Here is a 13452-nt window from a genome sequence, read left to right as displayed (position 1 = left end):
CCGGCCAAGTTATCAAGAAGACTTGGCGCTGTCTCCCTGTGGATGACCAACTGAGACATGGGCGTTGCCGACTGCGGTGCTCTCGATATCAGTTTCTGCCCCTTCCGGCGCCGATCTTAGCCGCCGGGATGCCGTGGTGCGGTGCAACCAGTAAGAGCAAGCGAAGCTCCAAGCCTGCGTAAATTCGCGAGATTGAATGCGTCAAGTTATCACCCAGCGGGCTGCGACAGCGGGGTGATTTACGGAAAACTTTGCGCAGATTGCTGCGGGCCCGGAGGTTCTTGGAGGGGGAGCACAACCCCAAGAAGATTTTGTCGGATCGGTCAAGGGCACCTTTCAGATGTTGGGTTTGAACAGTTACACTGCCACATTCCAGCCTTGGGGGCGACCGTGCGAAGGCGTGAGTTTATTGGTTTGGCGGTGGGAGGCGCGGCGAGCTGGCCGCTTGCAGCACTGGCGCAGCAGGATGGGTCTCATCGCATGCCGACCATCGGCTTTATCGGATTTGCCAGCGCCGCCGCCGACGTCACGATTGTGCAGCCGTTCCGCAAGACTCTGGCCGAAATCGGATATGTCGAAGGGCGCAATATCACCGTCGAAATCCGCAACGCCGACGGAGATGTCGAACGCGGGCACGCGATCATCGACGAGTTTGTCGCGATGCAAGTGGACGTGCTGTTCGCACCTGGCCCCGCCGCCGCGCGGGCCGCGGCGCGCAAGACGAAAATCCCGGTCGTCGCGATCGCGCTGCCGGCCGTGCAGAGCGACCCCGAACTGTTCCAGAGCCTCGCCCGGCCCGGTGGCACCGTGACCGGCTTCTCGGCGTTCGGCGAGGAGATGTCGGCCAAGCGTATCGCGGTGCTGAAGGAAATTTTGCCGGGCCTGATTAAGCTCGGCGTGATGCACAACGCAACCGACCCGACCTTCAGCGCGTGGGGCGCGCAGACCATGGCGGATACCGGCAAGCTCGGCATCGAGCCGATTCGTGCCGGCCTCACGGCGCCGACGCCATCGCAGGTGACGGAGCAGATCGGGAAGCTTGCCGAGGCCGGTGGTACGGCCATGATCGTTATTCGCGACTACATGACCGCCGCGGCGATCAAGGACATCTGCCGCATTGGAGTTGAAATGCAGGTAGCCGTGGTCGGCGAGCAGGCTGAGTTTGCGCAAGCCGGCGCTTTATTTAGTTATGGCGCCGACATCGTCGACCTCTCGCGCCGTGCCGCAGGCTATGCCGACCAGATCATCAAGGGTCAAAAGCCGTCGGAGATGCCGATCCAGTTGCCGACCAAGTTCGAAATGGTCGTCAATCTCAAGACCGCGCGGGCGCTCGGGTTGACGATCCCTCCGACCGTCCTGGTGCAGACCGATCAGGTGATCGAATGAAGCTCCGGGACCTGCGGCGGCGCGAACTTCTCGGTATTTTAGCTGGCGCGGCAGCTGTACCTGTTGCTGCGCGCGCCGAGAAAGATCTGCCCGTTGTTGCCGTGCTGGTGCCGGGGCCGGCAAAAAATGCCGAGAATCGACTGGCGGCGATTCGCCAAGGCATGCGGGAGGCGGGCCTTACCGAGGGCGTGAACTTTACGTTCGCTTTGCGTTATGCCGACGGTTTTTTCGATCGATTGCCCGCGCTGGCCCTTGAACTCGCTGCTCTCAAGCCCCGCGTCATCATTGCTTCGGCCGCGGCGGCACCGGTCGCGCACAAAGTCCTGCCCGAGTTGCCGTTGGTCTTCACGTCCTATGCCGCCGATCCCATCAAGGCAGGGTTTGCGGAAAGCTATATCCATCCGGGCGGCCATGCGACCGGCAACGTGATGAATGCGGTTGGGGGCGAGGAGGCGCTGACCCAAAAGCGCATGAACTTGTTCAAGGAGCTGGTGCCTGACCTGAAGGCGATCGGCTTCATCGGTACATCCTCACTGCTTGCCACAGCCGAGCTCAACGCATTGCAAAGCGTCGCCGGTCAGTTCGGCTTTGTTGTCGTGCGTCATCCGCTTGGGCGGCTCGACGAGATAGAGGGCGCGGTTTCGGCGAGCATCCGCGATGGCGTTGGCGCTCTTTACGTCTCCGGCGAGCCGCTTCTCTACAACAACATGCCCCGGGTCTTGCCCTTGGTCATGGCGCCGGGAAAGCCGACGGTTGGCACCTATCCGGACTGGGGCCGGGCGGGCCTTCTGATGTCCTATTCGGCCGATCTGATCGACGACTTCCGCCGCGCCGGCATCTACGCCGCCAAGATTCTCGGTGGCGAAAAACCGGCGGACCTGCCCATTGAACAAGCCAGCAAGTTCGTGCTTGTGCTCAACCTCAAGACAGCGAAATCGCTCGGCTTAGCGGCGGCCGACCGCCTGCTGACGGTGGCCGACGAGGTGATCGAATGAGGGCGCGCGATGCCAGGTCTCGAGCAAAGTCCGGTGCCAAGTCTGCTCGTGCCAAGTCCGGCAAGAAACAGACCAGCGATGCCGGGACACGGAAGAAGGCTGGAAAGCCTCTCACCAAGACCGATGCCCGCAAGGCCAAGCCATCCCTCCATCCCGAGACCGCACTGCTGAAACGCCAGTTGAAAGCTGCGCGGATGCGAGAGGAGGCCGGCGCCGAAATCCTGCGCGCGATCGCCAACGCATCGGGGGATGCGGCGGGCCCGTTGCAGTTGATCACCGAGACGACCGCGCGTCTGTTCAAGGCATCCAGCGTCTCGCTTCAACTCGCCGAAGGGCGCGAGTTCACGCAAGAGTACCGCGTTGGAACCATCGCCAAGCGCGTCGGCTCGGCCTATCCGCGGTCCAATATCAAGGTCGGCGGCCGAAAACTGCCCGGCACGGTGGTGGCCGAGTCCAGGCAGATCCACATTCCGGACCTCGACCACCTGGATCCCTCGATGTCCGACTTTCCCGGTCTGCCCCATGCGCGGGCCGGTGGCGCGCGTACCGTTTGCGGCACGCCATTGCGACGCAACGACAAGGCCGTCGGCGCCCTGATCGTTTTCCGTGACAGGCTCCTGCCGTTCACCGTTGATGAACTGGCGCTGCTGCAAAGCTTCGCCGACCAGGCAATGATCGCGATCCAGAATGCACAACTGTTCAACGACACCCAACAGGCGCTGGAACGCCAGACCGCGACGTCGGAAATCCTGCGCGTTATCAGTCAATCGCCGACCGACGCCCAGCCGGTGTTCGACAGCATCGTCCAGACCGCGGTACGGCTGACGCGATGTGACCTCGGGTTCTTCCTGCGCTGCGACGGCGCCAGCTACGTGCAGGTGGCGAGGGCCACGCCGGAAGGACTGACTACCGTCACCAGGCCTCCCGAGCAAATCGATCCCGATGGCAATTTCCCGTCACGCGCCATCATCGGCAAGAAAACGCTGCACCTGCCGGACTGGTCGTTGATCGACCTGCCCAAGTTCGAGCTTTGGATCCACGAGACCTTCGGTATCGTATCGTCGCTCTACGTGCCGCTATTGCGGGCGGGCGAGTGCATCGGCCTGCTAGTGCTGGCGGGCAAGCGCAGCAATTTCCTCGGCGAACGTGAGGTCGCTCTGGCCGAGTCCTTTTGCGATCAGGCCCTGATCGCGATCGAAAATGTCCGCCTGTTCGACGAGGTGCAGGCGCGAACGCGCGAGTTGACGGAAGCGCTGACCTATCAGACCGGCAGCAGCAACATCCTGAGGGTCATCGCATCGTCGCCGACCGATGTGGCGCCCGTTCTCCAAGCCATTGTCGAGAGCGCCTGCGAGCTTTGCGAAGCCAAGGATGCAATTGTCTATTTGCGGGACGGCAACGATCTTCGCTTCAACGCCCAGCACGGTCCGCTCGAGTTCACGGTCGAGAAGTGGCCGATCGATCGTGCGACCGTCGCCGGGCGGACCTTCCTAGACCGGGCGCCAGTGCATATCCACGATATGCTTTCTGAGGAGGGTAACCAGTTTCCGGAAGGACAACGGGCGGCTCGCCGTATCGGCGTTCGAACCATGTTGGGTGTGCCGTTGTTGCGCGAGGGCGAGAGCATCGGAACAATCCTGTTGCGCCGTACAGAAGTGAATCCGTTCAGCGACAAGCAGGTCACCTTGCTGCAAACCTTCGCCGACCAAGCGGTGATTGCCATTTCCAATGTGAACTTGTTCAAACAGGTGCAGGAGCGGACCCGCGACCTCGAAGAGTCGCTGCAACAGCAGACCGCGACGTCGGAGGTTCTGCAGGTGATTAGCCGGTCGGTCTTCGATCTGAAGACAGTGCTGCGGACGTTGCTCGAATCCGCCGCCGGTCTCTGCGATGCCTCGATCTGCATTCTGTTCCAGTCGCAGGGGGATCTCCTCCATGTCGGCGCGAGTTACGGCGGCACGCCGGAATTTGTCGAATACCTGTCGACCCATCCGCATCGTCTCGATCGCACAACGGTCGCCGGACGTACCGCGGTCGAGCGCCGTACGGTCCACATCCCCGACATCGGCGCGGATACCGAATACGGGCTTCCCCAGTCGATCAAGCTTGGCGGCTGGCGGTCGATCATCGGCGTCCCGCTGCTTCGCGATGGCGAAGTGCTCGGCGTTCTCGATCTCGCCCGCCCTGTCGCCGGACCGTTCACGCCACGACAGATCAAACTGATCGAAACGTTTGCCGACCAGGCTGTGATCGCGATCGAGAATGCCCGCCTGTTCGACGAGGTGCAGCAGCGCACTAAGGAGCTCGCCGCTTCGCTCGACGAGCTTCGCACCGCGCAGGACCGCCTGGTGCAGACCGAGAAGCTGGCCTCGCTCGGTCAGCTCACCGCCGGTATCGCGCACGAGATCAAGAATCCGCTCAATTTCATCAATAACTTCTCGGCGTTGTCGGCCGAGCTCATCGAAGAGATGAACGACGTGTTCGAGAACCCGACGCTCGACGAGGCCGGCAGGTGGAAGGAGCTGGATGAGATCCGCGAACTGCTGAAGAGCAACCTGGAAAAGGTCGTTCAGCACGGCAAGCGCGCCGATTCAATCCTCAAGAACATGCTGCAGCATTCCCGGGAAGGTTCGGGCGAGCAGCGGATGGTGGATATAAACGCGCTGTTGGACGAGAGCCTCAATCTCGCCTATCACGGCGCACGCGCCGAGAAACCGGATTTCAATATCACGTTGCAGCGCGACCTCGATCCGGACGCCGGCGTGATCGAGCTGTTCCCGCAGGAAATCACCCGCGCTTTACTCAACCTGATCTCGAACGGGTTTTATGCCGCGAGCAAGCGTCGGGCCGATATTGGCGATGCGAATTTCGAGCCTGTGCTCAGTGCTGGCACCAGAAATCTAGGCAACCACATCGAGATACGCATCCGCGACAATGGCACCGGCATTCCGCCGGAGGTGAAGGAAAAAATGTTCAATCCGTTCTTCACGACCAAGCCGGCTGGGGAGGGCACCGGACTTGGTCTATCGATGAGCCACGACATCATCGTGAAACAACACGGCGGACGGATCGAGGTGGATACGCAGCCTGGACAATTCACCGAGTTCACGATTGTGCTGCCGCGGGCGGGCAACCTTACAAGCGCCCGAAAAAACTAGCGGCCGACACGACAATCGAAGCTGACGTGGATGCAAGACGGAAATGGAGAGTGGCAATGAAGCGACGCGAATTCCTTTCTCTGGCCGGTGGGGCATTGGCGTGGCCTTTGGCGGCACGCGCGCAGCCAGCGAAGCGAATCGCCCGCATCGGCCTTTTCCTCGTCCCGCCGCGAAATTTGGAGGTAGAAGCCTTTCTCGCCGGACTTCGTGATCTCGGTTGGGTTGAGGGCGATAACATTCATGTCGAATATCGAGATGCCGGCGGTGATAACGACCGTCTGCCGGCGCTGGCGGCTGAACTGGTCGCCCTCGATGTCGACGTTCTCGTGACAGCTACCTTTCAGGGGATTCTTGCCGCTCACCGTGCGACGGCAAAGATTCCCACTGTGATGATCACGGGCCCCGATCTGGTGACCTTGGGCCTTGCAGCTAGCATGGCTCATCCCGGGGGCAACATAACGGGACAAACCTTCTTCGTGACAGAACTGGCTGCCAAGCGTTTGGAGATTCTTGCGAGCCTTGCGCCCTCGATGACCCGCGCAGGGGTGCTTTTGCAACGAGGGAACCCCCTGAACGAAAGTACAATGAGCGCGATGACAACCGCAGCGCAGGCGATGAAGATAGAGCTGCGACCGATCGAGGTTGCCATCCCCGGCGACATCGAAAGCGCGTTGTCAGCCGTGAGCTCCACTCCTATAGACGGCCTCGCGATCACGGAGGCCAATGCGTTTGTCACCAACGCTTCCCTGATTGCTGCGATTGTCGACAAATGCCGCGTGCCGTCGATTGGCGCACCCGTTCTAGCCACCCGCGGCGCCGTGCCGGTGGGCTACGGTGTGGACTTCACCGCCATGTTTCGCCGCAGCGCTGTTTTCGTCAACAAGATATTGAAGGGCGAAAATCCGGCCGACATCCCGATCGAGCAACCGACGGCGCTCAAGACCGTCATCAACCTGAAGACCGCGAAGTCGCTCGGCTTCGAGATCCCGCCGGCGGTGTTGCTGCGCGCCGACGAGGTGATCGAATGAGGCGGCGGGCGTTCATCGCGCTTTTTGGGGCGACGGCGGCTGCATGGCCGCCGAAGGCGCGGGCGCAACAGCCGGTGCTGGTGGTGGGCTATCTCGGCAGCGCATCACCAATGGCTTGGGCGGCACGGCTGAAGGCCTTCAATCAAGGACTGAGCGAAGCCGGCTTCGACGACGGACGCAATATTGCAGTCGAATATCGGTGGGCAGAGGGCAATATCGATCGATTGCCGCAACTTGCGAACGAACTCGTTGGGCGCAACGTCGCGGTACTTGTCACGCCGGGCAGTGCGCCAGCCGCACTTGCCGCCAAGGCGGCGACCACAACGATCCCCATCGTCTTTGAGACAGGTGCTGATCCGGTCGAAGCCGGTATCGTGACAAACCTGAGGCACCCCGGCGGCAATATTACCGGCGTTGCGGCCCTGACGTTTGAGACCGGTCCCAAGCGGCTCGCGATCCTTCATGAGTTGCTGCCGTCGGCCGAACTGATTGCCGTGCTGGTGAATCCGGCTGCGGGCGAGGTGGTTGGAAGGCAGGTTAAGGACTTGCAGGCAACCGCTCTTCAACTCGGACTTCAACTTGTCATTCTGCGGGCGAGTAATGATCGCGAACTCGAAGCGGCATTCGTGAAAGCAAAGGAGATGCGCGTTAGCGCCTTGGTCATTGCGGCCGATCCTTTTGCCAACAGCCGTATCAAGGATATCGCGGACCAGGCGCTGAAAGCCGCCCTGCCGTCGATCTTCGTGAACCCGCAATTTACCGCACTCGGCGGGTTAATGAGCTATAGCGGGACCATCATCGAAACACACTATCTCGCAGGCGGTTATGTGGGACGTATTGAAAGGCGAGAAGCCCGGCGAGCTGCCGGTGATTCAGGGCACCAAAGTCGAGTTGATCGTGAACCTCAGAACCGCCAAAGCGCTGGGTATCGACGTTCCGATCTCGCTGCTCGCCCGTGCTGACCAGGTGATCGAATGAAGAGGCGCGAGTTCATTGGTTTGATTGGCGGTGCGTCGGTCACTTGGCCTCTTGTCCGGCCTCTGGCCGCGCATGCGCAGCAGGTGCCGATCATCGGCCTGCTCGGCGCCAACAGTTCATCGTCGCAGGGCAAATGGACCGAAGCGTTCGTGCAGCGGCTGCGCGAAGTAGGATGGATTGAGGGAAGCACCGTCGCAATCCATGCGCGTTGGGCGGAAGGCCAAAGCGAGCGCTATGCCGAGATTGCCGCAGAGTTCGTCCGAATGAAGGTCAGTATCATCGTGACGTCGGGAGGCTCGGCGGTGATGGCGGCCAAGCGGTCGACCACGGATATACCGATCGTCTTTGCCACGGCGGGAGATCCGGTCGTCAACGGTCTCGTCGCGAGCCTGGCGCGGCCCGGCGGCAACGCCACGGGCCTTTCGATTCAGTCGCCGGAACTCGCTGGCAAGCGGCTCGAACTGTTGCGGGAGGTTATCCCTGGTCTCCGCAGGTTGGCGTTCATGATCAATGTCGATAGTCCCGTCGCATTGCCGGAGGATGGCGGAGTCAAAGCTGCGGCCAGCGCGCTTGGTCTTGAAGTTGACAGGTTGGAGATTCGGCGCCCTGAGGATATTGCCCTGGCATTTGCGTCGCTCAAGGACGATGTTGGCGCGCTGTATGTCTTGGCGGAGCCATTGACGACCAGCAACGGCAGCCAGATCGCGGCGTTGTCGCGTGCCGCCCGACTGCCGACGATGTTCGGCAATGAGGCGAACATTCGGGTTGGCGGCCTCATGTCGTATGCGCCGCGCTTCTCGGATCTGTGGCGGCGTGCGGCCGATTATGTCAATAAGATCTTGCGGGGGGCGAAGCCCGGCGACCTGCCGGTCGAACAGCCGACAAAGTTCGATTTGGTCGTCAATCTCAAGACCGCCAAGGCGCTTGGTATTGAACTGCCGCCGACGCTCCTCGCGCGCGCCGACGAGGTGATCGAATGAAGCGGCGGAAATTCATCGCGCTTTTGGGCGCTACGGCTGCTTGGCCTCCGACAGCACGAGCGCAACAAGCGAAGTCACCGCGCGTCGGCGTGCTGATGCTCGGTAATCCCGATCCAGCATTCTTTCTGGGTACATTCCGTGAAGAGCTGCAGAAGCTGGGCTATCTCGAAGGCCAGAACCTGACGTTGGAGTCTCAATCTGCGGGTGGCTTCCCCGAGCGTCTCCCTTCGCTTGCCCGCGAATTGGTGGACCTGAACGTGGATGTGATTGTTGGCTATCAAACCCCATCCGTTGCGGCAGCAAAGCAGGCCACTACCAAAATCCCGATCGTCATGAGCCCCGCGGCCGATCCGATCGCGACCGGTTTTGTCGCCAGTTTTTCGCGCCCGGGCGGCAACATCACCGGCGTGGCATCCGCGACAGGCGAGGTAGCCGGCAAGAATCTGGATTTTATCCGCGAGATATTGCCGACGGTGCGCAAGGTTGCCGTGCTCGGCAATGCCATCGATCCATTTCACCAGCCATTCCTGGAAAGCATCGCGTTGGCCGCGCGGGCACTTCAGTTCGAGATCAAGCCTGTTCTGGTGCGAGGCAGCGACGAATTCGCAACAGCTTTTGGACAAATGGTGACGAGCGGCGCTGGAGCGTTGATCGTTCAGCCAAGCTTGCCGCGCCAGCCGGCCGCCGAGGCGGCGCTCAAGAGCCACCTGCCGCTGTTCGCACCGAGCGATGAATTTACGCGCGCCGGCGGCCTCTTGTCCTATTCGGCCGATATCATGTCGGTCTATCGCAAGGCCGCGATCTTCGTCCACAAAATCGTAAAGGGCGGCAAGCCCTCCGACCTGCCGGTTGAATTTCCAACCAAGTTCCAACTCGTCGTCAACATAAAGACCGCCAGGGCACTCGGCGTTACGCTGCTACCGACGCTTCTCGCTCGTGCCGACGAGGTGATCGAATGATGCGGCGGGATGTTAGTCTATCAGAAGATAGGCATAGGGGAACGAAATGAGGCGACGCGACTTCGTCGGTGTTGTCAGTGGTGGGATGTTGGCATGGTCGTCTGCAACCGGCGCGCAGCAGCCAGCAATGCCGGTGGTCGGGTTTCTCCACGGAGCGTCGCGCAGCTACCTCGAACAATTTCTCGATGCGCTTCGCGCAGGCTTAGGCGAAGCAGGATTTGTCGAGGGACAGAACGTGGCGATCGAATATCGCTGGGCGGAAGGGCATTATGATCGATTATCGGCGTTGGCGGCGGATCTGGTCAACCGTCAGGTGGCGGTGATCATGGCGATGGGGGGAACCGATCCGGCGCGTGCGGCTAGGGCGGCCACATCGACGATTCCAATTGTCTTTGTTAGTGCGGCTGATCCGGTGCAGACCGGTCTCGTTGCCAGCCTCAACCGTCCGGGCGCCAACGTGACCGGCGTTAGCCTGATCGCCTCAGCGCTCGACGCGAAGAAGCTCGGGCTTCTGCACGAACTGGTGCCCAAGGCGTCGGTGATTGCCGGACTGACCAACCCGAAATATCCCGGCGTTAAAGGCCAGATTGAAGAAATCCAGGAGACTGGCAGCAGTCTCGGACTGAAAGCCATTCTGCTTTCCGCAAGCGACGAAGATGAACTTGCCGCCGCGTTTGCCAGCGCCAAACAGCAAGGCGCGGGCGCGATTCTGGTCGCATCAGATCCCTTCTTCAACAGTCATAGCGGACGGCTAGTTGCGCTCGCTGCACAACATTCAATTCCCACGATCTATCCGCAGCGTGAATATATTCTCGGCGGTGGCCTGATCAGCTATGGTCCTGATTTTGCCGATGGCTATCGCAATGGTGGCCTGTATGTCGGCAAGATCCTCAAAGGAGCCAAGCCCGCCGAGCTTCCGGTCGTGCAGCCGGTCAAGTTCGAACTGGTCATCAACCTCAGGACCGCCAAGACAATCGGCCTGGAAGTGCCGCCGACGTTGCTCGCGACCGCAGACGAGTTAGTGGAATGAGGCTTGCCATGAAGCGACGCGATTTCATCGCCTTTGTCGGCGCGGCACTGTCGCGTGCCCTCGATGCGCATGCAGAGCAGGCCAAGTTGCCCGTCATTGGGGTTTTGGGCGCTGGCGCCGAGAAATCCTGGGCGGCTTCGATGTCCGCGTTCCGTCAGCGCCTCGGCGAGTTGGGCTGGATCGACGGCCGCACGGTGACCATCGTCATAAGGTGGGCCGAGGGAAGAAGTGATCGGTACGCGGAGATCGCGGCCGAGTTCGCCCAGGCAAATGTTGACGTTATCTTGACCGCGGGAAGCGCTATTCCGGCGCTCAAGCAGACGACCTCGAAGATCCCGATCGTATTTGCAGTTGCCGTGGATCCCTTGGCAAGCGGCTTTGTTGCGAGTCTGTCACGACCTGGAGGAAATGTTACGGGATTGTCGCTACAGTCAAATGAGATGGTTTCCAAGCGTGTTGGGCTCCTTCGTGAGATCATCCCTTCTCTTGCGCGGCTGGCAGTGCTGGCAAATGGGGGATACCTCAGTGCAGCGCATGAGACTGCTACGGCTGAAGCGGCTGCGCGCCAGCTTGGACTCGAAGTTGATATCCTAGATATCAGATCCGCAGGTGATCTTGCTCCAGCGATTGAAGCGATGAGGGACAAGACCAAGGCGCTCTACGTTTGCCAGGACTCTTTCGTCGTTGCCAATCTGGTCCGCATCAACGGCCTGGCGCGGGAGTCTGGAATAGCTACGATGTGGGGTGCGAGGGCATTCTGCAAGGCAGACGGGTTCATTTCCTACGGCGCAGACGAGGCCGACTTGTTCCGCCGGGCTGGCGACTATGTCGACAAGATACTCAAGGGCACCAAGCCGGCAGATATTCCAGTCGAGCAGCCGACCAAAATTGAGCTGGTTTTGAATTTAGCGACAGCCAAGGTCTTGAATCTCACCATTCCACCAAGCGTGCTGGCGCTGGCCAACGAAGTGTTCGAGTAATGTCGTCAAAGCACGAAGCGCAAGACACAGAAGATGCCATTTGGGGCAGGACGGTCGTTTATCCGAGGAACGCCACGCGGGAGGCGGATATCCAGCGCCTTCGAGGCCCCTACCGTTTAGTAGGGCTTCTCCAGTACGATGAGGCCTTAGGATGAAGGACATGAGACGACGCCATCTGCTGGGGATTTTGGGCGGTGCGGCCATTTGGCCGATCACGACGCGTGCGCAGCAGAGCGCGCAACAGCGCCTGATTGGTGTGCTCTCACAAGGATCAGCCCATACCCATCCAACTCCGCCGTTTCGAGCGTTTCTCGAGAGACTGCAGCAAAAAGGCTGGGAAGTGGGTCGCAATCTGAGCATCGAGTGGCGATTCTCCGAAGGAAGTACTGAGCCCTTGCCGCGCCTTGCTCGTGAACTTGTGGAAACTCCTGTCGAATTGATCGTGACAGCGCCGACCGAACCCACGCTTGCGGCCAAACAAGCGACTTCAAATATCCCTATCGTGTTTTTGCAGGTAGCGGATCCGGTGCAATCTCGCATTGTCACCAATTTGGCGCGTCCCGATGCCAACGTAACCGGAATGAGCGTTTTCGCTCCTGACATCGCCGGCAAGCGGCTGGCGTTGATCAAGGAGGCACTCCCCAGCACCAAGCTTTTGTCGGTCCTTTGGAACAAGCCGAGCAAGGGTGCTGTATTGGTCCGTGACGAGATTTTCACAGCAGGCGTTCAGTTGGGCATCGAAATTCAGGACATCGGTATTGATAGCGCTTCGGAAATTGACGGTGCTCTACGCAAAGCGGTCAGCACGCACGCGGCCGCCGTCGTAGTTATTGATGATCCGGTAATGCAGAGCCGCGTAGAAGCGGTGGTCCAGATTGCGTTGGGCTTGAAGCTGCCATTGGTTTCTCAATCGGCCGGGTACGCAAATAGCGGCGGCCTCATGTCCTATGGGCCCGACTTCAATGAGGTCTATCGGAACGGCGCCGAGTACGTGGACCGGATACTGCGTGGCGCCAAACCAGGCGACTTACCCGTCCAGCAGCCAGAAAAATTCAAGCTCCTTCTAAATCTCAAAACCGCGAAGACGCTCGAGATCGAGTTTCCTCCACAATTTCTTGCCCGCGCCGATGAGGTGATCGAATAGTCCCCACTCACGGCAGCAATTGACCCTCGCTGTGTGAAACGGCGAGCGGCTGTTATGATTCCCTGTTCTTCTTTTTGGAGGAATTGATTTGGCGCTTCGTTGAAGAGGCGGATCGTGGGCAGCGGACGCTGTTGCCTTAATGCCTCGATGACTTCATTGGCGAGTAACCAAGTTTGCGTGATCGACGTATTTGTCGATGCGCTCAGTTTGGCTGAGATGGGCTTTGCCGGTGCGGAGCCGGCGGCGACCGGTCGGCCATCGTACCATCCCTCGGTTCTCCTTAAGCTTTACATTTCAGGCTATCTGAACCGAGTGCAGTCGAGCCGGCGGCTGGAACGCGAGGCCGGGCGCCATGTCGAGGGCTGCTGGGTCGGCTTGCTCGCGACCACAAGACGATTGCGACTTCGCAAGGACGATGAGGTGACGAACAGCGGCTCAGATCGGGCACAACTTGCCAATATGGCTATGCAGGCGAGGCTGTTCTGAAGACTGAGGCGCTCAAGGCCGTCGCCGATCGCGGCTACTTCAGCAGCCCGGACATCCTGGCCTGCCACCAGGCGTCACGGTAACTCTGCCCGAGCCAATGACTTCGGGCGCCAAGTCGGAGGACGCTTCGGCAAGCAGGATTCGGCTATTTGCCTGAGGAAGACATCTATCTTTGTCCAGCCGGGGAGCGATTGCCGTATCGCTACACAAACCCAGAAGCCGACAAGATGCTGCGGCGCTACTGGACCAACGCCTGTAATAACTGTTCAATCAAGGCCCAGTGCATGCCCGACCAAGACCCAGAGCGGACTTCGTCTTTCCGAGCTGA

Annotated in this window: 9 protein-coding genes and 3 pseudogenes; all 12 read left to right on the top strand. The window is 60.3% G+C overall.

Going from position 1 to position 13452, the window contains the following annotated elements; genetic code table 11:
* Nucleotides 1–378 precede the first annotated feature (378 nt).
* Nucleotides 379–1386, top strand: coding sequence for an ABC transporter substrate-binding protein (locus BRAD3257_RS28435; protein WP_145987036.1), 1008 nt, complete (start codon nucleotides 379–381; stop codon nucleotides 1384–1386).
* Nucleotides 1383–2381 (top strand): ABC transporter substrate-binding protein, encoded by a 999-nt coding sequence (locus BRAD3257_RS28430; protein ID WP_122404622.1) that lies wholly within the window; start codon nucleotides 1383–1385, stop codon nucleotides 2379–2381. The genes BRAD3257_RS28435 and BRAD3257_RS28430 overlap by 4 nt, the downstream gene beginning before the upstream one ends.
* Nucleotides 2378–5539 (top strand): GAF domain-containing protein, encoded by a 3162-nt coding sequence (locus BRAD3257_RS28425; protein ID WP_244607725.1) that lies wholly within the window; start codon nucleotides 2378–2380, stop codon nucleotides 5537–5539. The genes BRAD3257_RS28430 and BRAD3257_RS28425 overlap by 4 nt, the downstream gene beginning before the upstream one ends.
* A gap of 56 nt (nucleotides 5540–5595) precedes the next feature.
* Entirely contained in the window at nucleotides 5596–6567 is a 972-nt protein-coding gene (locus BRAD3257_RS28420) for an ABC transporter substrate-binding protein (protein WP_122404621.1), read from the top strand.
* Nucleotides 6564–7545 (top strand): annotated as a pseudogene (locus BRAD3257_RS28415) (ABC transporter substrate-binding protein). The gene BRAD3257_RS28420 and the pseudogene BRAD3257_RS28415 overlap by 4 nt, the downstream one beginning before the upstream one ends.
* The gene (locus BRAD3257_RS28410) at nucleotides 7542–8525 is read left to right on the top strand and encodes an ABC transporter substrate-binding protein (protein WP_122404620.1); all 984 of its coding nucleotides are present in this window, start codon (nucleotides 7542–7544) and stop codon (nucleotides 8523–8525) included. Before BRAD3257_RS28415 ends, BRAD3257_RS28410 begins: the two are co-directional and overlap by 4 nt.
* Nucleotides 8522–9484 carry an ABC transporter substrate-binding protein gene (locus BRAD3257_RS28405; RefSeq protein WP_122404619.1) on the top strand — a complete coding sequence of 321 codons (963 nt, stop codon included), beginning with the start codon at nucleotides 8522–8524 and terminating at the stop codon, nucleotides 9482–9484. Before BRAD3257_RS28410 ends, BRAD3257_RS28405 begins: the two co-directional genes overlap by 4 nt.
* A 46-nt stretch (nucleotides 9485–9530) precedes the next feature.
* A complete protein-coding gene (locus BRAD3257_RS28400) occupies nucleotides 9531–10514 on the top strand; it encodes an ABC transporter substrate-binding protein (protein ID WP_122404618.1) in 984 nt (327 codons plus the stop codon).
* 8 nt (nucleotides 10515–10522) lie between these two features.
* Complete coding sequence (locus BRAD3257_RS28395; protein WP_160118863.1) at nucleotides 10523–11494, top strand: ABC transporter substrate-binding protein; 972 nt, start codon at nucleotides 10523–10525, stop codon at nucleotides 11492–11494.
* A 151-nt stretch (nucleotides 11495–11645) separates the two neighbouring features.
* Nucleotides 11646–12638, top strand: a complete 993-nt coding sequence (locus BRAD3257_RS28390; protein ID WP_122404616.1) for an ABC transporter substrate-binding protein — start codon at nucleotides 11646–11648, stop codon at nucleotides 12636–12638.
* Nucleotides 12639–12724: 86 nt separating this feature from the next.
* Nucleotides 12725–13010 (top strand): annotated as a pseudogene (locus tag BRAD3257_RS42275) (transposase); the annotation flags it as partial.
* A 341-nt stretch (nucleotides 13011–13351) separates the two neighbouring features.
* Nucleotides 13352–13405 (top strand): annotated as a pseudogene (locus BRAD3257_RS42270) (hypothetical protein); the annotation flags it as partial.
* Between the last annotated feature and the right edge of the window lie 47 nt (nucleotides 13406–13452).

This window comes from Bradyrhizobium vignae (genome assembly GCF_900324035.1).
Lineage (GTDB): Bacteria > Pseudomonadota > Alphaproteobacteria > Rhizobiales > Xanthobacteraceae > Bradyrhizobium > Bradyrhizobium vignae.
Note: the sequence above shows the minus strand (reverse complement) of the source record. Positions and strands in the feature narration are given on the sequence as shown.